Below are 22643 nucleotides of genomic sequence, written 5' to 3'. Positions count from 1 at the left end.
ACCCGTTGCGTGGTGGCGAACGACTCCTCCAGGAGTAGCGGCAGTTTACAGGGTAATAGCTGATGAGGCAGGGCGAGGCTGGATGCGATGGGCCAGGGCGGCCCATCGCAAAGGGTTTTCAGCAGTAGCGGTCGAGCAGGCGATCCTGCCTGGCCTGCTGGCCTGTCCACTCGTGCTCCAGGGTGCGCAATACGTTGCCCAGGAAGTCGCGGTCGGCAGCGGCACGGCGGCCTACGTAGCCCTGGCCACGACGGTAGGTACGCAGGCGGGTGCGCATGTTCGGCCGCTGGCTGACGAACTCCTGTTCCTCCTGATCCGCCGGCAGGCAGTCGATGCGAACTTCGCCCGATTCACATACCCAGAGGATGTGGTTGTCGAGGCTGTCCTTGCGCTTGGCGAACAGTTGAGCGAGGTCTTCGATGGTGGGTTGTTTATTCAGGTTCATGGCGTGTACCCCTTCATTCTCTGATCTGTCTAAGGCAACCGCTTGCAGTGCGGTGCCGTCGTTGCCCGTGGCGTTTGAGTGCTGCCGAAGACCGTGTAGCGATGTATAGGTAACGCTACGCAGCGGCGGCTAACGGAGGTCGGGACGAAGCGGGGAGAAGAAAGTCAGCGAAGACGGGGCCGGATGCAGGTGATCCGCAGGATCAGCCACAGGCATCATGACAATGTCTCGCTAACGCTCTCGTCCTCGCAGGACGCTCGACTTCATCAATCTGCCTTGTGGGCAGTACATATCGTGGAACGCTCGGCTGGTGTTACCGAGTTTGCCCAAGTGCCCTTGTCAGGGCTCCCGTCAGGGGAGGCAGATCCATCATGCAAAAGCGCGAAGAGGTCGTCAATAGGTTTTGTAGTGATTTTTTTAGATCACTACAAGGCGCGTATGGACCTCGTTGGAAGTGTCTGGCGCGGCGAAAAATGACCGCATGGTCAGTCTTCCAGGAGCCTTCCGTCACGCTCGCGCTGGGCATCGCGTTGCATCGATTCGAGGTTCTTCTCGATGGTCTCGCAGAGCGCATCCATCTGGATCTGGTGCTCGCTGACCTGGAACGGGCTCTGCAGGTCACTGCCCACCCGCTCGATGGCCAGCAGCATGAAGCCGACCACGGTCGAGGCCAGCGGCGTGAACCATTCCAGGGTTTCCACCAGGCCGATGGGCACGATCAGGCAGAACAGGGTGATGAACAGCCGCGGGAAGTACACGTAAGGGTAGGGCAGCGGCGTGTTGGCGATACGCTCGAGGCCGCCCTGGCAGTTGGAAACGTCGACCAGCGTCGACTCCAGGCGTGTCAGGCGAATGCTATCCAGGCGACCGGCCTTGTATTCACTGGCCAGAATGGCTGCAGAGCCATTGAGAATATCGTTGGGAAAGTTGTTGGTGGTATGGCGGCGTTCGAATTCGTCCGCTGCCACGAAAGCCCTGACCTCGTCGGCGCAGGGCTCGTTGCGCAGGGTTGCGGACAGGCTTCTGATGTAGGCCACATGGCGACGCAGCAGGACCGCCTTGACCGGATTGCGGTCGTCGTTGTCGTCGATCAGTGTCAGCACCTGACGGGCGAAGCTACGCGAGCTGTTGATCAGCGCTCCCCAGATGGTGCGTGCTTCCCACCAGCGGTTGTAAGCGCTGCTGTTGCGGAAGCTGATCAGTACCACCAGGGCCGAACCGAGCAGGGTCAGGGGCATGGACGGCAGGCTGATCTTGCGTTCCAGAAACAGCATGTAGTCGACGGTGACGACGATGTCCCAGATCAGCAGCCAGAACAGCGACCAACCGACGTAACCAAAGGTCTTGATGAGGTAGCGATAACCGCGGGTGATGGAGTGCATCGCTTGGAGTTCTCTGCGGGCAATTAAGGCGAAGGCGCAGAGCTTCGGACGTGAAGCGGTGACAAAGGTTCTGAAATTCAGGAATCAGCGGTTACCACGAGCCTTCGCCAGGGCGCAGAAAAACTCGATGTACTGCGCCGGCCCTCCGCTGAAAACGCTGTTCGGGCGCAAGGGATCTTCGCCATCGGTAATCCCCTTCAATGCTGGCCAGGGATCTGCCGGCCGCTCACGCAGATGGCGCGCGTCGACGCCCGGTCGCTGCACTTCGCCACGGCTGCTGTCGATGTACAGCACGCGATTGTCCTGCCCGAATGCCTTGCCGAGCTCCTGCACCAGGGTGAGAAAACCTCGATCGCTACCGCCGCGCAACCAGGTCACAGCGCCGTTTTCGCCCTCGAGTGGCGAGCTGGTCAGGGTATCGCCCACGCCGACGAGGCGCGGCATATGCTGCGGGTCGAAGCGTTCGCGGGCCAGTTGCAAGAGCGCATCCAGATCGGTGGGCGCCTGGCGCACATTGAAGTCTTCGCCCAGCGGACAGTCACCGGTGCGCAGTTGGTAAAAGCGGTTGAGGATCACCAGCACGCCGGCTTCCTTGACGGCGCCACGCAGCATGAACTGCAGGTCCGTGGTGCCTGCATTGCCGGCGTTCGCTGGGCGCATGCGTTCCCGGCCCTCGGCATCGCGGCCCAGGTTGGGCGCGTAGTGGATGAAGAACGATTGCTGCAGGCCTTCTCTGGCGGCGTCGCCTAGCAGGCTCTGCACGAGCGCTGCGGCATCGGCCTGCAGGCCTGCGTAGAGCGCCGGGCGGTCGTGCCAGTGGTGATGGAAGGCGTTCAGGTTGAGGGTCGGCGACAGCGGGTTGTCGAGCACGCTGCTGGCCAGCAATCGATCGATTGTCGGCTGGTCCAGGCCATAGGGTGGCTGGCTCAGCAGCTGTCCGAGCGACTCGCTCAGGCGCTGCGGCACCGCTGCCAGAAAAGCCAGCTCTGTGGCACTGACGCCCGGGTGCGAGACCTGCCCGTAGCGATCCTGCAGTTGCACGCCGCCAGCAGCCAGCCCGGGGAGGTAAAGACCCTGTTCACGGCACCGCTGCGGTGTACCAACGGTCCGTTCGACCAGGCCGTTCACACCCCGACTGCCGATATGCTCACCGTTGGTGAGCACCTGGAAATGGCCATCCAGATCGCGGGCTGCAAGGATGTAGCGATGTTCCAGGGTGCGGGTGAGCGGGTCGCGTACCAGGTTCATGCACACACCATCCAGGTCCTGGATGATCAGCAGATTATCGGTGCCGCAGAGGCTCTCCAGCAGGGATTGAGGGTCGAGGGATAAGGTGGTTTCGGTCACAATCATGGTCCCGAGTTTAACGCGGTTTCGCTTTGATCAGGCGATTGACTGAAGCGTTTGGCCCAAGCCATTGTCCATCAACAGATAGGCAATGCGGATTAAGAGGAAGCATGGATGAGTGATTCACCCAAGCACGTTCGGCAATTGGCCGCTGTGGCGATGTTGCTTTGCGCGAGCGTTGCCGGTAGCGCATGGGCCGACGATGCGGCGCAACTGACCAAGCTGATCAACGGCTACCGGGAAGCAGGGCAGGGGTGCGATGGGCAGCCGAGCCCGGCGGCCGGCCCGCTGGCCCCCGACAGGCGTCTGGCCGGGCAGAAGGTCAACTCGTCCGAGCAACTGCAGCAGGCTTTGCAACAAGCCGGTTATCAGGCGGCGGCCGTGCAACTGATCAGAGTGACCGGGCCGGACAGTGCCGAGGCCGCCATGGCCATGCTGCGCACGTCTTACTGCGCGCAATTGCTGGATGCCCAGTTCGCCGATGTCGGCGTTCTGCACGAGGGCAACAGCTGGCAGGTGGTCCTTGGTCGGGCGTTGCTGCCGGCGCGTCTTGGCGACTGGCAGGAAGAGGGCAAGGCGATTCTGGCGGCGGTCAACGAGGCGCGGGGCACCCCACGGCGTTGTGGCGATCAGCCGTTCGATGCCGCCGAGCCGTTGAGCTGGAACGATTCCCTCGGCCAGGCCGCGCTGACCCACAGTCGCGACATGGCGATGAACAGCCTGTTCAGCCACCAGGGCAGCGACCGCAGCCTGGTCGGCGCCCGCGCTACCGCTACCGGCTATGCCTGGACGGTGATCGGCGAAAACATCGCCGCTGGCCAGGGACGCGCGCAGCAGGTGGTCGAAGGCTGGCTGGCAAGCCCCTCGCATTGCTACAACCTGATGAACCCGGACTTCCGCGACATGGGCGCCGCCTACGCCAGCAACCCGCAGAGCCAGGCGACCATCTACTGGACGCAGGTCTTCGGCGCTGCGGGGCGGTCGGGCCTCTGAGCGGGATACCGCCTAGCCTGCGCCAGTTAATTTGGCATCAAAAGGCAGCTTCGATTTCATTGGGTACGCGGCCCGATCCGTCCGCCAATCGGTAACCGTGGTGGTGGATGAAAACAGCGTCATCCACCCTACATGGCTTGACCCGTAGGGTGGGCTTTAGCCCACCGATCGTGGCTATTGTCGGTGTGAACGGATCATCCCTGCCCGCGCTCAAGCCTGAGCATCGCTCAACAGGGGCGGCATCGGGCAGTCCAGTGTGTCGGCGACCGCACGCATCAGTTCCGCCTCGCTGGCGCTGATGCGGCCATCGTGTTCGATGCAACGGGCCATGGCCTTGAGGAGCTGGGGCTTCTGCAGGGGGCGCATCTGGTTGAGGCGGTTGAGGGCATCGTTGAGCGCGGTGATGCCTGCCTGGGGCTGTTCGGCGAATACCCGCGCGGTGAACGGCAGGGTAGCCCAGGCCGCCTGGAACGCCTCGGTGGCGGCTTCTTCACTGGTATTGCCGGCCCGTGACAGCGCCACCAGCAGCACGCAGCTCTCGTTGCCCAGCGCCGCCAGCGGCAGGCGCCCTTGAACCGGGCGCTGCATACCGAGGTTGCGTTCGACGATGCGCAGTAGCGCCCATTCGATCAGATCCAGCTGCTTGGTGCTGATCAGCAGCGTGCCGATGTCGCGCTTGAGGCTGACGAAATCCTGAGGCTCGAGCTGCTTGAGTGCCGGGATCGCCAACTCCAGCAAGGGCAGGCGTCGACCGGCTGGCAACCGTTCCAGTGCCGTGCCCAGCTCCTGCAGACGGTCCGACAGCAGCGGCGGCAGGTTGGCCTGCATCCAGCTCATGCGCTGCTGGCGTGTGTCTGCATCACGGCCGAGCAGCAGACCGTAAAGGATCGCCAGGGCGCCATGAGGGTCGTGAGCGGCATTGCGCAGGCGGTCGTCGATCTGCGCCAGGCTCTCGCGGGCTTCTTCGATATGCAGGGGCTGCGGTTCACCGATGCTGGCAATGGCGATGCCCGCGGCGGCGGCGCTGAAACCTGCGATTTCTCCGTGGCTTTGCGCAGCGGCGCGCGCAGGGCGCTCGAATACCTCGTTGCCAAGCACCACACCGTCCCAGCTGGGGTCGATGCGGCGGATGCGCTCTTCCAGTGGCGGGTGCGTGGCCATCATCTTGCTCAGCGCCAGGCCCTGGCCGAAATACATATGGCTGTACTCGGCGGCATGCCCGGCTTCGATCTGCGATCCGCCGCCCAGCTTCTTCAGCGCACCCGCGATACCGTCGGGGTTGCGGGTGTACTGCACGGCCGAGGCGTCGGCAAGGAACTCGCGCTGGCGACTTACCGCCGCCTTGATCAGGTTGCCGAAGAAGGTACCGGCGTAGCCGATGATCAACAGTGCCAGGCCGACCACCATGACCAGCGCGACGGCATTGCCTTTGCCCTTGTCGTTGGAACTGCTGCGCGGCGCATGGCGGGTATGGCTGCCGCCACGCAGCACCAGTTCACCGATCAGGCCGAGCAGCAGAATGCCGTGCAGCACCGCCACCAGGCGCGTATTGAGGCGCATGTCGCCATGCAGGATGTGACTGAACTCATGGGCGATCACGCCCTGCAGCTCATCGCGGCTGAGCTTTTCGATGGCGCCACGGGTTACTCCGATCACCGCGTTCTCCGGTCGCAACCCGGCGGCGAAGGCGTTGATCGAGGGCTCCTCGAGCAGGTACACCGGCGGCACCGGCGTACCTGCCGCCAGCGCCATCTCTTCCACCACGTTGAGTACGCGCTGCTCGTGCACGCCCTGGGGCTGCAGATTGAGCAGGCGCCCTCCGAGCCGCTCCGCGACCACCTTGCCGCCAGCCCGCAGCTGCATGGCCTTGAAGGCCCAACCGAGCAGCACCACACCGACCACCACCAGGGCCACGCTGATCAGCAGCTCGTGGCTGAGCGCCTGCAGGCTGTAGTTGCCGTACTGGTAAACCTGCCAGGCAATGGCGATCACCAGCGTGGTGGTGCCGATCAGGGTGATCACCGCCAGTACCAGCAGTATCACCAGGCGGGAACTGTTGCGCCTGGCGCGGTCCTGTTGCTCGAAGAAGTCCATCGGTTTCGCCGTGCTCAGAAGGAGACTTTCGGGGCTTCCTGAATCGCCGCGCTATCGGCGAACTCCAGCAGGGCGGCATCGCTGCCGTGGCCGAAGGCGCCGGCCAGGACCACCGGCGGGAAGCTCTGGCGGTAGGCGTTGTAGGCGGTAACCGCGTCGTTGTAGGCCTGGCGAGCGAAAGCCACCTTGTTCTCGGTGCTGCTCAGCTCCTCGCTGAGTTGCTGCATGTTCTGCGAGGCCTTGAGGTCGGGGTAGGCCTCGACCGTCACGTTGAGGCGGCCCATGGCGTTCTTCAGCACGCCTTCGGCATTGGCCAACAGGTTCATGCTCTGGGCATCGCCGGGATTCTCCGAGGCCTGCTTGAGGCCTTCCACCGCACCGTTACGGGCAGCGACCACGGCTTCCAGGGTTTCGCGCTCGTGGGACAGGTACGCCTTGGCCGTTTCCACTAGGTTGGGGATCAGGTCGTAACGGCGCTTGAGCTGCACCTCGATCTGCGCGAAGCCGTTCTGGTAACGGTTGCGCAGGTTGACCAGGCGGTTGTAGATGCTGATCACGTAGAACACCACCGCAACCAGTACGGCAATGATGATGAGGGTGGAAATATCCATGGGATGTCCCTATCGATTGGAAAGTGTGGTGCCATGGTAGCGGAAACTACCCCAGCCGGTGTGCATGCCGGCTGGCTTGCGTTGCGGATGTGAGCGCGGTCGCGTTATCGGTCGGCGTCCGGTTGCTCCGCCTGGGCGCTGTGGCCGTTCGGGCTGACGGCGCTCATCTGGATGTTCAGGCGCGGCGTTGCCAGGCTCAGGCCGGATTCGTCCAGGTGCCGCTTGAGCGCCAGGTTGAAGGCACGGGACACCTCCCACTGCTTGATCGGCGCGGTCTTGAAGCGCGCACGCAGTACCGCGTTGCCCGAATCGAAGCTCTCCACACCCTGGATCTCCAGAGGCGACCAGATGTTGCGGCGCATCAGCACGTCGTTGCGCAGCTCGCTGGCGACGTCGCGCAGCAGCTTGATGGCATCGTCGATATTCATGTCGTGGGGCACCGCGACGCGGAAAATGGCGTAGCCGAACTCCCGCGAGTAGTTCTTGATGCTCTTGATCTCGCTGAACGGGATGGTGTGCACGATGCCGTCGATGTCACGCAGGCGCACGGTGCGAATGGTCAGGCCCTCGACAGTGCCCAGGTGGCCGCCGACGTCGACGTAATCGTCGATGGCCAGGGAGTCTTCGATGATGATGAACAGTCCGGTGATCAGGTCGGCAACCAGCGACTGCGCGCCGAAGCCGATGGCCAGGCCGATGACGCCGGCGCCGGCGAGCAGCGGCGTGACGTTCATGCCCATGTTGGCCAGGGCGACGATCAACGCGATGATGAAGATGCTGATGAACAGCACGTTGCGGATCAACGGCATCATGGTCTGTGCGCGGGCGTTGGTCTGGCCCTTGCGTGAGCGCGTCAGGGCGTGATGCACCGCCGTGTCGCTGAGAATCCACACCAGCCAGCCGCACGCCAGGGTGGCGCCGAGGCCGAACAGTTTCATGCTGATTTCGTGGCCGTCGCCCTCGGCGAAACGGATCAGCGAAAGGCCCCACACGCGCAGCCCCAGTTCGATGAAGAACAACCAGATGATCAGGCTCAGCAGGAAGTGGAAGAAACTCTGGAAACGCTCGAAATAGGCGGCATGGCGACGATGGCGCAAACGGGCCTTGTGCATGCGCCGGCGAATCAGCCCATTGATGACCATGCAGGTCACCAGCAGCACTGTGCAGACCAGCGATTGCCGAAAGGCGGTGCTGGTGTCGCCAGCGGACACGAAGGTGGCCGCCAGTGAAATGCCCACCAGCGCCAGGGCCGGCAGGTACCAGAAGCTGCCGAGCAGTTCCACGGTCTCGCTGATACCGCGCTGCCGGAGGCGACGGGCCAGCGGTTGGTTGCGCATCAGGTGGGCGATTGGCCGGCGGAAGCGCAGGATGAACAGACCGGTGCACAGCGCCGCCAGCACGTTGGTCAGGGTCGCGGTGGTGTGTGCCAGGTTGGCGCCCAGGCTGGCGACCAGACGCGGGTCGCTGAGCGCTTCGCCAAAGGCCGCGAAGCTGCCGATCAGCCACAGCGGGTGGAACGCGCGACGGCGCAAAATGTTCAGCGCCGTGCGCCGGTGCGGGCCGTCGAGCAGGGAAAAGGCGATCACGCAGATCGCCGAGAAACAGGTACCGATCACCAGAGCGTAAGCCAGCACCATGGCCAGGTCGCGGCCCAGCGAGGCGGGCAGCACGTAGCTCAGGTAACCGGTGATCAGCAGCGCCGCGAACCAGGGGCCGAGCTTGCGCAACGCGAAGCGCAGCAGGTCGGTGGGCCGCGGGTTCTGTGGCAGTTCTTCGGCCAGGCCGAAACGCAGGCGCACCTGATGGCTGAGCGCCCGCAAGCCGAAGGCCAGCAGGCTCCAGATACCGAGAATCAGGGCGAAGTTGCTGACCAGGGCCAGGCGTTCGCCGGCCTCCGGCATCAGCGCCGCCAATTCGTCCTGGCTGCGGGCGATCTCCAGTTGCCAGCGCGCCAGCGGGCTATGCTCGCCGGAAAATTGCTTCTCGATGCCCGTCAGGGTGCTGCCGATCAGCCCGAGCACGCCATCGGGGGTGTCGGGCTGGGTTTTCTGCGTGCTGTCGCGCAGGGTCTTGAGGTCATTGAGCAGTTGCGCGCGCTGCTTGTCGTTCTCCAGCGACTGGATTACCTCGTCGAGCGAGCGATCCAGCGGCTGATCCGCCTGAGCCTGGGTACTGCCGCTGCCACCCGTGCCGAACAGCCCGGGTATGCCTGCCGCTTGAACGGCAGAGCAGGGCAGGGCCAGAAGGAGCAGAACCAACAGACGAGGCAGCAGATCATTGAGGCGGATCACGCGCGAGTTCTCCATCACGCGGGCGGGGTTTGAAGGTGCGTCGTCAACCGACGGCGCACCTCGCTCACGCGTAGTTTTCGGGGCTGAGGTGGCGCTCTACCAGCTCGATGAGGATGTGGATGACCTTGATGTGCAGCTCCTGGGTGCGGTCGGCGAAATCGCCGCCCGGCGCGCAGATGCTGACGTCGGCCAGGCTCTCCAGCAGCGAGCCAGGTTTGCCGGTCAGGGCGATGACCTTGATGCCCAGCGCCTTGGCCGCTTCAGCCGCCTTGACCACGTTGGGGCTCTTGCCGCTGGTGCTGATGGCCAGCAGCACATCACCCTCACGGCCGTGGGACTCCACGTAGCGCGAGAAGATGTGGTCGTAACCGAAGTCGTTGGCCACGCAACTGATGTGGCTGGCGTCGCTGATCGACACCGCGGCGATGCCCGGACGATTCTTGCGATAACGCCCGGTGAGCTCCTCGGCGAAATGCATGGCGTCGCACATGGAGCCGCCATTGCCGCAGGAGAACACCTTGCCCTTGGCTTCGAAGCTGGTCACCAGCAGGCTGGCGGCCCGCTCGATATTGGCCAGGGTCTGCTCATTGCCTAGAAATGCATCGAGCGCACGCTGGGCTTCGAGCAGGCTGTTGCGGATATGTTCGATCATGCTGGCCTCAGGGCAGGTCATGGCTGTTGTAGAAGGCACCGAGTACTTTCACCAGGTGTGCCAGATCCTGGCTGCCGGCCAGTTCGCGAATCGAGTGCATCGCGAAGGTCGGCAGGCCGATATCCACCGTGCGCACGCCAAGGCGGCTGGCGGTGATCGGGCCGATGGTCGAGCCGCAACCCATGTCGCTGCGGGTCACGAAACTCTGCACCGGCACTTCGTTTTCCAGACACAGGTGGCGGAAGAACCCGGCGGTTTCGCTGTTGGTGGCGTAACGCTGGTTGCTGTTGATCTTGATCACCGGCCCGGCATTGAGTTTGGGGCCGTGGTTGCCGTCGTGCTTGCTCTCGTAGTTCGGGTGCACGCCGTGGGCGTTGTCGGCGGACACCAGCAGCGAGCGCTGGATGGTGCGCACGAAACCGTCACCTTCCGGCAGCACACGGCGCAGCACCTGTTCGAGCATCGGGCCGTCGGCACCGCAGGCCGAGCAGGAGCCGACTTCCTCGTGGTCGGTGCACACCAGCACGCAGGTTTCTTCGTCGCTGGCGTCCAGCAGGGCCTGCAGACCGGCGTAGCAGGACAGCAGGTTGTCCAGGCGTGCACCGGCGATGAAGTCCTGATTGAGGCCGACTACCGCGGCGCTCTGGGTGTCGTAGAAGCTCAGCTCGTAATCGAGCACCGCATCGGCGTTGAAGTCGTGTTCCATGGCCAGCTGTTCGCTGAGCAGGGCGCGGAAGTCCGCGCTTTCACTGCTTGCCAACTGGGCGAGGATCGGCGGCAGTTCGTTCTGCGCATTGATCGCCCAGCCCTGATTGGCCTCGCGGTTGAGGTGGATGGCCAGGCTGGGGATCACGGCGATGGGCTGGTAGAAGTCGATCAGGTCGCTTTCCACCTTGCCATCGCGACGATAGGTCACGCGGCCGGCCAGGGACAGGTCACGGTCGAACCAGGGGGCGAGCAGAGCGCCGCCGTAGACTTCCACGCCGAGCTGGAAGAAGCCCTGGCGTTGCAGCTCGGGGTTCGGCTTCACGCGCAGGCAAGGGCTGTCGGTGTGGGCGCCAACCAGGCGGATACCACCCTCGACAGGCGAACGATGGCCCAGCTTGAAGGCGATGATCGAGGAGTCGTTACGGGTCACGTAGTAGCGGCCACCGGGCTCGGTGTGCCAGGTCGCGCGCTCGTCGAGGTGACGATAACCGGCAGCCTCGAGGCGCATGGCCAGGCTGGCGGTAGCATGAAAGGGGGTAGGTGAGGCGTTGAGAAAATCGATCAGGCCTTGGTTCAGTTCTTCGCGCATGGGGCACTCCGGACGGCAATGTGCCGAGTTTATCGGATTTGCCCCCGGCGCTGTTGGCGTTTCCTCGCGGATTGCTGGACCCATGTCGGGTGGAGCGAGGCACGTAGCTGACTGCCACTCCGCAGGATGGCGTTGAGCGAAGCGATACCCATCAGGGGTAATGGCTCGCGTTGCTGCGCTCCTCGACCTACGCGGCCCCGTCAGGCCTCGATGGCCACCAGGCTGAGTACCTGATTGTCTAGCTCGGCATACAGGCCGACCAGTTTGCTTCCGGCTGGCCACTCTTCGCTCAGCTCGACCAACAGGCGCAGGCGCGCCCCGCCTGGCTCGGCGTTTAAGTCGAGCAATTCGGCGTCCTGAAAATAGAAACGCTTGAGCACGAGCGGATAGAGCGCCTTGAACAGGCTTTCCTTGAGGGAAAAAGTCAGACTGATCTGCCTAGCTCGCTGCTCGGGCGTTAGATGCGCGATGCGGCCCAGCTCGTCTGGGGTGAGAATTTCACCCACTAGCCGCTCGGCACGCTCGCTGGACAGCAGTCGCTCCACATCCAGACCCAGGCCGCGCCATAGCTGCGTTGGCGCAACGATAGCGGCTGCCCAGTCCTGGCCGTGGGTGATCGAGCCGCTGACCTGCGCTGGCCATTGGGGCGCGCGATCCTCGCCCACGGCTGGCACGCTTGCCACACCCGTTACCCGATACAGCGCCTCGCGAGCACAAACCCGTCCGGCCAGGTGCTCGGCCTGGCGCTTGGCGACGCCGCGAACCGGGGGCACGCCAGCGGCCAAGTAGTCGGCATCATCGACCAGCGCGGAGTCGAAATGCGTGCTGATCAGTTGAGCACCGAGCAATGGCCGGGCAAACGGCCAGTGATCGTCGAGGGCGCTGCAGCAGCGTGGCAGATGGGCTGTATTCATGGCGGGCATTCTGCCGCGCCAGCGAGCTCCTTACCAGCCGTGCACGCCGCTCATGTCGGGCAACTTGTGGGCGATCCCCTTGTGGCAGTCGATACAGGTGGCCTCGCCATTGGCCAGGGCGGTGGAATGCATCTGTGCGGCGCGCTTGCTCTGCCGAGTGAAGTCCATGAAGTCGAAGTCGTGGCAGTTGCGGCATTCCAGCGAGTCGTTGGCCTTGAGGCGGGCCCACTCGTGTTCGGCCAGTTCGCGACGTTTCTCGAGAAACTTTTCGCGGGTGCTGATGGTGCCGAAGATCTTGCCCCACACCTCCTTGGAAGCCTGCATCTTGCGGGCGATCTTGTCCGTCCACTGATGTGGCACGTGGCAGTCGGGGCAGGTGGCGCGCACCCCGGAGCGGTTGTTGTAGTGGATGGTTTCCCGCAGTTCGACATACACGTTGTCGCGCATTTCATGGCAGGTAATGCAGAACTGTTCGGTGTTGGTGGCCTCCAGCGCGGTGTTGAAGCCGCCCCAGAAGATGATCCCGGCGATGAAGCCGCCCAGGGTCAGGAACCCCAGGCTGTAATGCACGCTCGGGCGGCGCAGCACGTTCCAGTAAGTGCCCAGCAGGGAGAGCAGGAATTTCATGGTGCCTCCTCAGCGACGCCCGGCAGGGTTGGCTTCTTTCAGCAGAATCTGGTCGATGTTCTCGAAGACGTTCTCCACCAGCGGGCTCACCTCGGCCTGGGTCACATGGCATTGGGTGCAGAAGTAGCGACGCGGCGACATGGCCGCCAGGGGCTGGCCTTCACGGTCCATGTAGTGAGTGATGCTGATCATCGGCGCCTGGCTGCGCGCGCTGTTGGCGCGGCTGTGGCAGGTCAGGCAGCGGTTGCCGAACCTGTCCACCTGATAGCCGACGATGGTGTGGGGAATGGTGGGAGGCTGTTCGGGGTAGTTGCGCTCGCGGCGCATGTCCCTGTTTTCCTCGGCCGCGATCGGTGGCGCGGGAAACGCCTGGGTCAGCGTGCCGCCGGGGCGGCGACCATCCGGCGCGGGAGCGTCGAGGGGGTAGCCGAGGTCGGCGGCCAGGGCCGCACCGAAGGCAGCGAGCATTAGCAGGGGCAGGTAACGCAATTTCATGACCGTTCTCCTCAGGCCGCGCTGATCAACTGGATCTTCACCGCACACTTCTTGTAATCGGTCTGCTTGGAGATCGGATCGGTGGCGTCCAGGGTGACCTTGTTGACCAGTTTGTTGGCGTCGAAGAAGGGCACGAAGACCAGCCCCCGAGGCGGCTTGTTACGCCCGCGCGTCTCGATGCGCGCGCGGATCTCGCCGCGTCGGCTGATGACTTTCACCTCGCTGCCACGGCGTGCATTGAGTGCCCGGGCATCGTCCGGGTGCATGTACACCAGGGCATCTGGCACGGCGCGGTGCAGTTCCTCGACACGCTGGGTCATGCTGCCGGTATGCCAGTGCTCCAGCACGCGGCCGGTGCTCAGCCAGAACGGGTAGTCGTCGTCCGGTGCCTCGGCTGGTGGCTCGTAGGGCAGGGCGAAGATGATCGCGCGGTTGTCCGGGTAGCCGTAGAACTGCACGCCACTGCCCTTGGCCACATAGGGGTCGTGGCCCTCGCGGTAGCGCCAGCGGGTTTCCGAACCGTCCACGACCGGCCAGCGCAGGCCGCGTTCGCTGTGGTAACGCTCGAAGGGCGCGAGGTCGTGGGCATGGCCGCGGCCGAACTGGGCGTATTCCTCGAACAGGCCTTTCTGCAGGTAGAAGCCGAATGCCTTGGCCTCGTCGTTGCGCAATCCACCCTCCGGCTGTTCGGCCGCAAAGGCGTCGACGTTGCCGTTGCGGTACAGCACCTCGAAGAGGGTCTTGCCCTTGAGTTCGGGGGCCTTTGCCAGCAGCTCGGCCGGCCACACTTCATCGGTGGTGAAGCGCTTGGAAAATTCCACCAGTTGCCAGAGGTCGGATTTCGCCTCGCCCGGCGCGCCCACCAGTTGGTGCCAGAACTGCGTGCGACGCTCGGCGTTGCCGTAAGCGCCTTCTTTCTCGACCCACATGGCGCTGGGCAGGATCAGGTCGGCAGCCTGGGCAGACACGGTCGGGTAGACGTCCGATACGATCACGAAGTTGTCCGGCTTGCGCCAGCCCGGCAGTACTTCCTGCATGATGTTGGGGCCGGCCTGCATATTGTTGCTGACCTGCGTCCAATAGACCTTGAGCACACCGTCCTTGAGCATGCGGCTCTGCTCCACGGCGTGGAACCCGGGCTTTTCCTGAATGGTGCCGGCGGGCAGCTTCCAGATCTTCTCGGCGGTGGCGCGGTGTTTCGGGTTGGTCACCAGCATGTCGGCAGGCAGGCGATGGGAGAAGGTCCCCACCTCGCGGGCGGTGCCGCAGGCCGAAGGCTGGCCGGTCAGCGAAAAGGGGCTGTTGCCCGGCTCGCTGATCTTGCCGGTCAGCAGATGGATGTTGTAGATCAGGTTGTTGGCCCACACGCCACGGGTGTGCTGGTTGAAACCCATGGTCCAGAACGACACGACCTTGCGTTGCGGGTCTGCATACAGCTGCGCCAGTGCCTCTAGGCGCTCGGCGGGGACGCCGGTTTCCCTGGCGGCGCGCTCCAGGGTGTAGGGTTTGACGAAGGCCGCGAACTGCTCGAACGACATGTCGCTCCAGGTGTTGGCCTTGTCGGCGTTGGCTGCCTGCCGTTCCAGCGGGTGATCCGGGCGCAGGCCGTAGCCGATATCGTCGGCACCGAGGGCGAAGCGCGTGTGGCGTTTGACGAATTCCTGGTTCACCGCGCCGCTCTGGATGATGTGGTTGGCGATGTAATTGAGGATCAGCAGATCCGTCTGTGGCTTGAACACCATGGGGATGTCGGCCAGGTCGAAGCTGCGATGCTCGAAGGTCGACAGCACCGCAACCTTGACGTCGGGCTTGCTCAGGCGCCGGTCGGTGACTCGGCTCCACAGCACCGGGTGCATCTCCGCCATGTTCGAGCCCCAGAGCACGAAGCTGTCGGTTGCTTCGATATCGTCATAGCAGCCCATGGGCTCGTCCATGCCGAAGGTGCGCATGAAGCCCATCACCGCCGAGGCCATGCAGTGGCGCGCGTTGGGGTCGATGTTGTTGCTGCGAAAGCCGGCCTTCATCAGCTTGTTGGCAGCGTAGCCTTCCCAGATCGTCCATTGCCCTGAGCCGAACATGCCCACCGCTTGTGGGCCTTGCTCGCGCAGTGCCTGCTTGAACTTGTCCTCCATGATGTCGAAGGCCTGCTCCCAGCCGATCGGCTGGAACTCGCCCTGCTTGTCGTAGACACCGTTCTTCATGCGTAGCAGCGGTGTGGTCAGGCGATCGACGCCGTACATGATCTTCGACAGGAAGTAGCCCTTGACGCAGTTCAGGCCACGGTTGACCTCGGCCTTGATATCGCCGTGGGTGGCGACCACGCGGTTGTCGCGGGTCGCCACCATGACGCTGCAGCCCGTGCCGCAGAAGCGGCAGGGCGCCTTGTTCCAGTCCAGACGGGTGGATTCCGCGTCGGCCACCAGGTTGCTGGCGGTCGAGGCGAACGGCAGGCCGGCGGCGGCTGCGGCGATAGCAGCGGCCTGGGCCTTGGTGAATTCGCGGCGGGTCATGCTCATTGGGCGGCTCCTTCCGAGCTGAGGCATTCGTGGTAAATCAGTGCGGCATTGAGTACGCCGGGCAGGGCGTTGATCTGCTCGATGCGCTGCATGATCAGGTGCTCGTCGACGGCTTCGATCACCACGACCAACTTGCCCTCTGGGCTGTGCTGGTGCACTTCCAGGTCGGCGAGCAGGCGCAGGTTGGCGAGCACCGCCGCGAAATGTTCGGGGCGTGCGTGCACGATGAAGCTGGCGATATGCAGGGGGGCGTCCATGGCGGATTCCTGTAAGCGGGGTAGGGCGATCAGTTCGGCGGGCCGGGCGGGCCGAAGAGCATCTGCAGGAACCACACGGTGAATCCGTAAGCGCCGACGAGGGTCACGCTAAGCAGTGGGAAGAGGAATATCACCAGGAACAGAAACAGCCGGCGTTCGCGGCGTTTGCCCCCGGCGTCTTCGGATGGGCTGGGCATGGGCAGGTCTTCATCGGTCAGGCTGATCGGGTGTGCCGTCACTGCAGGGATTCACCGATCTGTTGGGGTGAACCCGACGGCATCTGGTCGTTATGCCTCGACCTTAGTCTCAGGAGCGAACGAGGTATTGATCTGCGTCAATATTCAGACGCTTTTTTCATGGCAGCGGGCCGGGCCCAGGTTTTCCAGGCTCGTCGTTCAGGTCGGGTTCAGGAGGGGTTCAGGGGAGGTTCAGTCGACGGCAGGCAGGATGGTCCTCGAGTTATTCATCAACCCACTGCCATTCGAGAGGCATATCCATGAAAACGACTCTTACCAAGCTGGCTCTGGCGACTTCCCTGGTGTTCGGCGCTGCGACCGCCGCTCATGCCGACAACAACTTCGCCGGTCTGACCTGGGGTCACACCAGCAACAACATCCAGAAATCGTCGGCACTGAACGCCAATCTGGGCAATCCGAATTTCGACAGCGTCATCAATAGCACCAGCACCTGGGGTATCCGTGCCGGTCAGCAGAACGATGCCGGCCGTTACTACGGCACCTACGAATACATCTCCGGTACCAACAACGGCTACAAGCTGCGCCAGCAGAACCTGCTCGGCAGCTACGATGCCTTCCTGCCGCTGAACCAGAACGGCACCAAGCTGTTCGGTGGTGGCACGCTGGGCCTGGTCAAGCTGGAGCAGAACAGCCCAGGGGTCTCCCGTGATACCAATGTCGGGTATGCTGCCGGTCTGCAGGCTGGCCTGCTGCAGGAAGTCAACGAGAATGCCTCCGTCGAAGGTGGCTACCGTTACCTGCGTACCAACGCCAGCACCGAGTTCGCGCCGCACGAGCAAGGCAAGGTCGGCTCCCTCGACCTGCATAGCAGCGGTCAGTGGTATCTGGGTGCCAACTACAAGTTCTAACCAGGGCCTGCGTGCTCGTATCGGGCTGCACCGCCGCCCGATACGAGCCGATAACAACCACAACGGGCTTTACGCTGTAGGTTGAAGCCAGATCGTGCACCATGGCTTCCAACTTGCCGCTGAAGCTTGCGGTTTGAAGCTTATGTTGGAGGGCATGCAACGATGAAATTGCTGGTCGTGGAGGATGAGGCGCTGTTGCGTCACCATCTGTATACCCGACTCGGCGAGCAGGGCCACGTGGTGGACGCGGTCGCCAACGCCGAAGAGGCGCTGTATCGCGTCGATGAGTACCACCATGATCTGGCCGTGGTCGATCTCGGTCTGCCGGGCATCAGCGGGCTGGATCTGATTCGCCAGCTGCGCAGCCGTGACAAGACCTTTCCCATCCTGATCCTGACTGCCCGTGGCAACTGGCAGGACAAGGTCGAAGGCCTGGCTTCGGGCGCTGACGACTACGTGGTCAAACCGTTCCAGTTCGAAGAACTGGAAGCACGCCTGAATGCCCTGTTGCGCCGGTCATCCGGTTTCATTCAGTCGACCATCGAAGCCGGCCCTCTGGTGCTGGACATGAATCGCAAGCAGGCACTGATCGATGGTGCCGGCATGGGCCTGACCGCCTACGAATACCGCATCCTCGAATACCTGATGCGCCACCACCAGCAGGTGGTGCCCAAGGAACGGCTGATCGAGCAGCTTTACCCCGATGACGAAGAGCGCGACCCCAACGTGATCGAAGTGCTGGTTGGCCGGCTGCGCCGCAAGCTGGAAAGCAGCAACGGCTTCAAACCCATCGAAACGGTACGTGGCCAGGGTTACCTGTTCACCGAGCGCTGCCGATGACGTCAGGCTTCAGGCGATTGCGAGGCCGCTGGATTTCCTCCCTGCGTCTTCGCCTGATGTTCGGCAGCACCGTACTGGCGGTGCTCTTCATGCTGGCACTGCTGCCAGCCCTGCGGGGCGCCTTCCTGATCGCCCTGGAAAAATCCGTCGAGAAACGCCTGGCCGCCGATGCGGGCGCGCTGATCTCCGCCGCTCGCACCGACGACGGCCAGCTACGGATGCCGAGCAAGCTTCCTGACGAGGAGTTCGACATTCCCGACGCCCAGTTGCTGGGCTTCATCTATGACCGTGACGGCCGCCTGGTCTGGCAATCGCCTTCGACACGGGACATTTCCGTGTCCTACATGCCGCGTTACGACGGCCGCGGCGATGAGTTGCTGCGCGTTACCGACCGCCAGGGCCGCGAGTTCTATATCTATGACGTGGAAATCAAACTGCTGCGCGGCGAGAGCGCGGCCTTCAGTATCGTCACCATGCAGCCGGCCAGCGACACGCAGGCCCTCTACAACGATTTCATGACGCAGCTCTACCTGTGGCTCGGGGGCGCCCTGTTGCTGCTTCTCGGCTTGCTGTGGTTCGGCCTGACCTGGGGCTTTCGCAGCCTGCGCGGGTTGCGCGAAGAGCTGGACGAAGTGGAGGGCGGTACCCGTGAGCGCCTCAGCGACGAACATCCTCGCGAACTGCTGCGCCTCACCGGCTCGCTGAACCGCCTGCTCGACAGCGAACGCCAGCAGCGCGAGCGCTACCGTCACTCGCTGGACGACCTGGCGCACAGCCTGAAGACTCCGCTGTCGGTGCTGCAGGGGGCGGCCGAGGTGATCGCTGCCAAGCCGGATAACCGTGAGCAGTCGCAGATCCTGCAGGGGCAGATCGAACGCATGAGCCAGCAGATCGGATATCAGCTGCAGCGCGCCAGCCTGCGCAAGAGCGGTCTGGTGCGCCACCGGGTATCCATGACGGGCGTGGTGGACAATCTCTGTGGTGCCCTCGACAAGGTCTACCGCGACAAGCAGGTGACCGTGCTGCGCCAGTTCGAGCCCTGGCTGGAAATTCCCATGGAGCGCGCGGCGCTGCTCGAACTGCTCGGCAACCTGCTGGAGAACGCCTACCGCCTGTGTCTGGGCCAGGTGCGGATTTCCGCCAGTATCGAACATGGCGCCTGCCTGCTGTGCGTCGAAGACGACGGCCCGGGCGTACCGGTCGACCAGCGCGAACGCATTCTGCGCCGGGGCGAGCGCCTGGATGCCCAGCATCCGGGGCAGGGTATCGGCACCGCGGTGGTCAAGGACATCATCGAGAGCTACGAAGGCGAGCTGTTTCTCGAGGATTCAGAGCTGGGCGGCGCGGCGTTTCGGGTACGCATCTAGAGTCACCGAGGGCGGGGGCCTGGTTCGGCGAGCGAGAGTCCGTCGAAGAAAGCCCGAGCGGCTTCGAGACGTTCTTCAGCTGCTTTGGTGGGAATCCGCCACGCCTGCCTGAGGCGCCGTGCGGAAAACCGCCAAATGCTTTCGTCAGAGCACGCTTTGGTTCGCTAAAAGTCCAGATTATCAAAGGTTTATCCGATTTTTTCTTGTGTGGCATGAGGTTTGCTTTTGCAGGCTCAAGGTCGCGATAAGCGTGCCTATAACAAATCCCTCCAGGTCAGGAGGGTTGGCGCCTAAACAAGAAAGGTGGTGCGGACGTCTCTGGATGTCATTGCCGCGCCCATGAGGATTCACCATGACTGCCACAACGAACGATGTTGTCCGTCAACCGTTCTACAAAATGCTCTATGTCCAGGTGCTGGTCGCCATCACCATCGGCATCCTTCTCGGTCACTTCTACCCAGAAACAGGCGTTGCCCTCAAACCGCTCGGCGATGGTTTCGTCAAGCTGATCAAGATGGTCATCGCCCCCATCATCTTCTGCACCGTGGTCAGCGGCATCGCCGGCATGCAGGACATGAAGGCAGTCGGCAAGACCGGCGGCTACGCGCTGCTCTACTTCGAGATCGTTTCCACCATCGCCCTGATCATCGGTCTGGTCGTGGTCAACGTCGTGCAGCCGGGCGTCGGCATGCACATCGACCCAGCCACGCTGGATGCCAGCAAGATCGCAGCCTATGCCCAGGCGGGCGAAGCGCAGACCACCATCGGCTTCCTGCTCAACGTGATCCCGGCAACCGTGGTCGGTGCATTCGCCAACGGCGACATCCTCCAGGTGCTGTTCTTCTCCGTGATCTTCGCTTTCGCCCTGCAGCGCATGGGTGAATTCGGTCGTCCGGTGCTCGAGTTCATCGATCGCATCGCTCACGTGATGTTCGGCATCATCAACATGATCATGAAGCTCGCGCCTATCGGTGCCTTCGGTGCCATGGCCTTCACCATCGGTCAGTACGGTGTCGGCTCGCTGGTGCAGCTCGGTCAGCTGATGATCTGCTTCTACGTCACCTGCGTGTTCTTCATCCTCGTGGTGCTCGGCGGTATCGCTCGTGCCCACGGTTTCAGCGTACTGCGCCTGATCCGTTACATCCGCGAAGAGCTGATGATCGTGCTGGGTACTTCCTCTTCCGAGTCGGCACTGCCACGCATGCTGACCAAGATGGAAAAACTCGGTGCCAACAAGTCGGTCGTCGGCCTGGTGATTCCTACCGGTTACTCCTTCAACCTCGACGGTACTTCGATCTACCTGACCATGGCGGCGGTGTTCATCGCCCAGGCCACCGACACACCGATGGATATCGGTCACCAGATCACCCTGTTGCTGGTGCTGCTGGTCGCTTCCAAAGGTGCTGCAGGCGTTACCGGTAGTGGCTTCATCGTCCTGGCCGCCACGCTGTCGGCCGTTGGCCACCTGCCGGTCGCCGGCCTGGCGCTGATCCTGGGTATCGACCGCTTCATGTCCGAAGCCCGTGCCCTGACCAACCTGATCGGCAACGGCGTTGCCACCATCGTGGTCGCCAAGTGGTGCAAGGAGCTGGACGAAGACACCCTGCAGCGCGAACTGGCTTCCGGTGGTCGTCCGGACATCGTGACCCTGCCTGGCGACACGGCTGGCAAGGTGTCCTGATACTTGATGTCGTCGACCTCCCCGGCTAGGGGGAGGTCACCTGGCCCGCCCTTGTGGCGGGCTTTTTTATGGGCGTTGAAAACAGGTGGCCTCGACGCCGAGAGCCTGCTGGGCCTCGGACAGGGGGGACCCGTATTCTGCCGGCTCGCCTCGATCACTTCCTGAAGACTGACTCGCGCATCGCAAGAGCGCTCACGGTCTCGACCGATGCTGGCTGCTCAGCTCAATCCACTAGTGTCTCAGTGCGTCTCGACTATGCTTCTGGCTGGCTCCTGCCGGCAGTAGTGTGCAGAAAAGGGCACCAGGCGTAGGGTCATAAGTCGATCGAGGACAGGGTGTTGCAGTTATTGTCGCCAGGGAGTTGCAGTGAGCCATGGACGTGAAGCCAATTGCGCGCGGCGCCAAAGCCCTATCGAAGTGGCTATTCATCGTTGCGGTCATACCGTCATCGATAGGGATGGTTTGTTTTTCCGGTGACATTCGTGAGTTGTCGATTCTGATCGTCGGCGCAAGCCTGTCCGTCCTGTTCTTGGTGAACGCCATTGTCTGCATCGTTCTCAGAACCGTCCCGGCCTCGTTCAGCGAATATGGCCGAGTCGATCCCACTCCCTGGAAGACCAAGCCACTGCAGTTCGTGTTGTGCATACTCCTGTTCGTTTCAATATCGGCAGCGATGATGCTAATCACGGTGCAGCGTTACGCGGAGTTTTATCCGTAGCATTCATGGCCGTCAGGTACGGGTTGAAACCGCTCGCCCCAGCCACCACTGATGTTTGCCAGACCCAATGCAATTCCTCGCTCAAGGTCCGGTAGCTCTTCGGGCGGCGAGTGAAATCAGGATAGGGCGGGCAGGGCAGCTGTTTGCCTTCACCCGCCCGATTCTCAGCGCTGGCGCGCCTCCCGCACCGCTGCCTGGTGGGCTGCCCTGACCAGGTCCCAGGCGTCTGCGCTAAGCAGGTACGCGGCTTCGCTTATGTGTTGCACGTCCAGCGCATCTGCCTGGGTAATGTTCATGGCGGCGAGACTGTGCAGCAGGCCGCGCACCGCTCTGAGGCGCTGTTCGACGCTTTCCTGCAGGTCCATGTACGAGCAACTGCTGTCGATCAGCAGCACCGCTGTGGTGGTCGGGTTGCTGGTGAGTGGGAGGAGGTCAGTCATGGCGCTGGCCTCCGTTCTGGTGATCGGCGCGGCGGCGTGCGGACGAATTGGGGGCGTGCGTATGCTTCATGGCTTGAGGCTCCTTGATTGAGGAACCGCCAACATCACTTCCACATGATGGGTGGCGGCTGTGCGCAGGTGTGGAAGACCGGGAATCAAGGAACCCGGCGCGCCCGAAAGCGCCCCGCGCACAGCCACCATAAATCGAAACGGCGGGCACAAAAATAGCGCCTGCATTCGGTATGGTGGCGCTTGTGCGCCTTGATTTGCACGGGCTTCCACACCCGGTCGCTGAATGTGCAGCGACGCGCGCAGGTTAGCGTGGCAAATGCTCAAGGGCAAGCCAGTGCCACACCTGATCGAGTGGCCGATGCCCGCTGGGAGGCCGCAATTGCCGCGGGGGCGTGCAAGCGATAGTGCAGGCATTCTGTGCCGCTGGTCGACACACCGTGTCGTCCGCTTTCCAGCACCGCGCGTGTTTACCGGATTATCCTGATATGGCCATATGCGATTACTATTTGCAGCCTTAGATGGCCGAATGGCTTAAAAGCGGGATCGGCGGGTTCGCCGC

Annotated in this window: 21 protein-coding genes; 6 read left to right on the top strand and 15 right to left on the bottom strand. The window is 63.1% G+C overall.

Translation table 11 applies throughout. The features are described from left to right. Nucleotides 1-118 precede the first annotated feature (118 nt). The 3 genes from QRN22_RS17895 to stpA form a co-directional block, all read right to left on the bottom strand. Entirely contained in the window at nt 119-445 is a 327-nt protein-coding gene (locus tag QRN22_RS17895) for a hypothetical protein (RefSeq protein WP_042554366.1), read from the bottom strand. Nucleotides 446-930: 485 nt separating this feature from the next. Continuing rightward, nucleotides 931-1827 carry a bestrophin family protein gene (locus QRN22_RS17890; protein WP_042554365.1) on the bottom strand — a complete coding sequence of 299 codons (897 nt, stop codon included), beginning with the start codon at nt 1825-1827 and terminating at the stop codon, nt 931-933. Nucleotides 1828-1911: 84 nt separating this feature from the next. Beyond that, entirely contained in the window at nt 1912-3180 is a 1269-nt protein-coding gene (gene stpA, locus QRN22_RS17885) for a glucosylglycerol 3-phosphatase (protein WP_042554364.1), read from the bottom strand. A gap of 108 nt (nt 3181-3288) precedes the next feature. Here stpA and QRN22_RS17880 point away from each other — a divergent pair, with 108 nt between their 5' ends. Next, nucleotides 3289-4167 (top strand): CAP domain-containing protein, encoded by an 879-nt coding sequence (locus QRN22_RS17880; RefSeq protein ID WP_042554363.1) that lies wholly within the window; start codon nt 3289-3291, stop codon nt 4165-4167. 210 nt (nt 4168-4377) lie between these two features. Here the strand turns inward: QRN22_RS17880 and QRN22_RS17875 are convergent, their stop codons facing one another. The 11 genes from QRN22_RS17875 to napE form a co-directional block, all read right to left on the bottom strand. Then, on the bottom strand, nt 4378-6261 hold the full coding sequence (locus tag QRN22_RS17875; RefSeq protein WP_042554362.1) for a M48 family metallopeptidase: 1884 nt from the start codon (nt 6259-6261) through the stop codon (nt 4378-4380). A 14-nt stretch (nt 6262-6275) separates the two neighbouring features. Further along, nucleotides 6276-6872, bottom strand: a complete 597-nt coding sequence (locus tag QRN22_RS17870; protein WP_042554361.1) for a LemA family protein — start codon at nt 6870-6872, stop codon at nt 6276-6278. A gap of 104 nt (nt 6873-6976) precedes the next feature. Continuing rightward, nucleotides 6977-9178, bottom strand: coding sequence for a mechanosensitive ion channel family protein (locus tag QRN22_RS17865; protein ID WP_042554360.1), 2202 nt, complete (start codon nt 9176-9178; stop codon nt 6977-6979). Between the two features lie 49 nt (nt 9179-9227). Next, nucleotides 9228-9815, bottom strand: a complete 588-nt coding sequence (gene lpcA, locus QRN22_RS17860; RefSeq protein ID WP_042554359.1) for a D-sedoheptulose 7-phosphate isomerase — start codon at nt 9813-9815, stop codon at nt 9228-9230. Nucleotides 9816-9822: 7 nt separating this feature from the next. After that, nucleotides 9823-11112, bottom strand: coding sequence for a M18 family aminopeptidase (locus tag QRN22_RS17855; RefSeq protein ID WP_042554358.1), 1290 nt, complete (start codon nt 11110-11112; stop codon nt 9823-9825). A 200-nt stretch (nt 11113-11312) separates the two neighbouring features. Then, complete coding sequence (locus QRN22_RS17850; protein ID WP_042554357.1) at nt 11313-12035, bottom strand: 4'-phosphopantetheinyl transferase family protein; 723 nt, start codon at nt 12033-12035, stop codon at nt 11313-11315. Between the two features lie 21 nt (nt 12036-12056). Further along, on the bottom strand, nt 12057-12653 hold the full coding sequence (locus QRN22_RS17845) for a cytochrome c3 family protein (protein WP_042554356.1): 597 nt from the start codon (nt 12651-12653) through the stop codon (nt 12057-12059). Between the two features lie 9 nt (nt 12654-12662). Further along, complete coding sequence (locus QRN22_RS17840; RefSeq protein ID WP_042554355.1) at nt 12663-13148, bottom strand: nitrate reductase cytochrome c-type subunit; 486 nt, start codon at nt 13146-13148, stop codon at nt 12663-12665. Nucleotides 13149-13159: 11 nt separating this feature from the next. Continuing rightward, on the bottom strand, nt 13160-15664 hold the full coding sequence (napA, locus tag QRN22_RS17835) for a nitrate reductase catalytic subunit NapA (protein WP_042554354.1): 2505 nt from the start codon (nt 15662-15664) through the stop codon (nt 13160-13162). Beyond that, a complete protein-coding gene (locus QRN22_RS17830; protein WP_042554353.1) occupies nt 15661-15921 on the bottom strand; it encodes a chaperone NapD in 261 nt (86 codons plus the stop codon). Before QRN22_RS17830 ends, napA begins: the two co-directional genes overlap by 4 nt. Nucleotides 15922-15950: 29 nt before the next feature. Further along, entirely contained in the window at nt 15951-16118 is a 168-nt protein-coding gene (napE, locus tag QRN22_RS17825) for a periplasmic nitrate reductase, NapE protein (protein WP_042554417.1), read from the bottom strand. Nucleotides 16119-16417: 299 nt separating this feature from the next. Between napE and QRN22_RS17820 the strand changes: the two genes are divergently transcribed. The 5 genes from QRN22_RS17820 (at nt 16418) to QRN22_RS17800 (ending at nt 21632) form a co-directional block, all read left to right on the top strand. Then, nucleotides 16418-17026 carry an outer membrane protein gene (locus QRN22_RS17820; protein WP_042554352.1) on the top strand — a complete coding sequence of 203 codons (609 nt, stop codon included), beginning with the start codon at nt 16418-16420 and terminating at the stop codon, nt 17024-17026. 162 nt (nt 17027-17188) lie between these two features. Continuing rightward, on the top strand, nt 17189-17866 hold the full coding sequence (locus tag QRN22_RS17815) for a response regulator (protein WP_042554351.1): 678 nt from the start codon (nt 17189-17191) through the stop codon (nt 17864-17866). Next, entirely contained in the window at nt 17863-19233 is a 1371-nt protein-coding gene (locus QRN22_RS17810; RefSeq protein WP_042554350.1) for an ATP-binding protein, read from the top strand. Before QRN22_RS17815 ends, QRN22_RS17810 begins: the two co-directional genes overlap by 4 nt. Nucleotides 19234-19585: 352 nt before the next feature. After that, nucleotides 19586-20914, top strand: a complete 1329-nt coding sequence (locus QRN22_RS17805; RefSeq protein WP_042554349.1) for a dicarboxylate/amino acid:cation symporter — start codon at nt 19586-19588, stop codon at nt 20912-20914. A 373-nt stretch (nt 20915-21287) separates the two neighbouring features. Continuing rightward, the gene (locus QRN22_RS17800) at nt 21288-21632 is read left to right on the top strand and encodes a hypothetical protein (protein WP_042554348.1); all 345 of its coding nucleotides are present in this window, start codon (nt 21288-21290) and stop codon (nt 21630-21632) included. A gap of 164 nt (nt 21633-21796) precedes the next feature. On the opposite strand, the gene QRN22_RS17795 is transcribed toward QRN22_RS17800, so the two are convergent. Then, the gene (locus QRN22_RS17795) at nt 21797-22072 is read right to left on the bottom strand and encodes a hypothetical protein (RefSeq protein ID WP_052493810.1); all 276 of its coding nucleotides are present in this window, start codon (nt 22070-22072) and stop codon (nt 21797-21799) included. Between the last annotated feature and the right edge of the window lie 571 nt (nt 22073-22643).

The sequence above is a fragment of the Pseudomonas sp. MEJ086 genome, assembly GCF_030209025.1.
Classification (GTDB): Bacteria; Pseudomonadota; Gammaproteobacteria; order Pseudomonadales; family Pseudomonadaceae; genus Aquipseudomonas; species Aquipseudomonas fulva_A.
The sequence above is the reverse complement of the archived record's forward strand: the minus strand, read 5'-3'. Positions and strand labels throughout refer to the sequence as shown.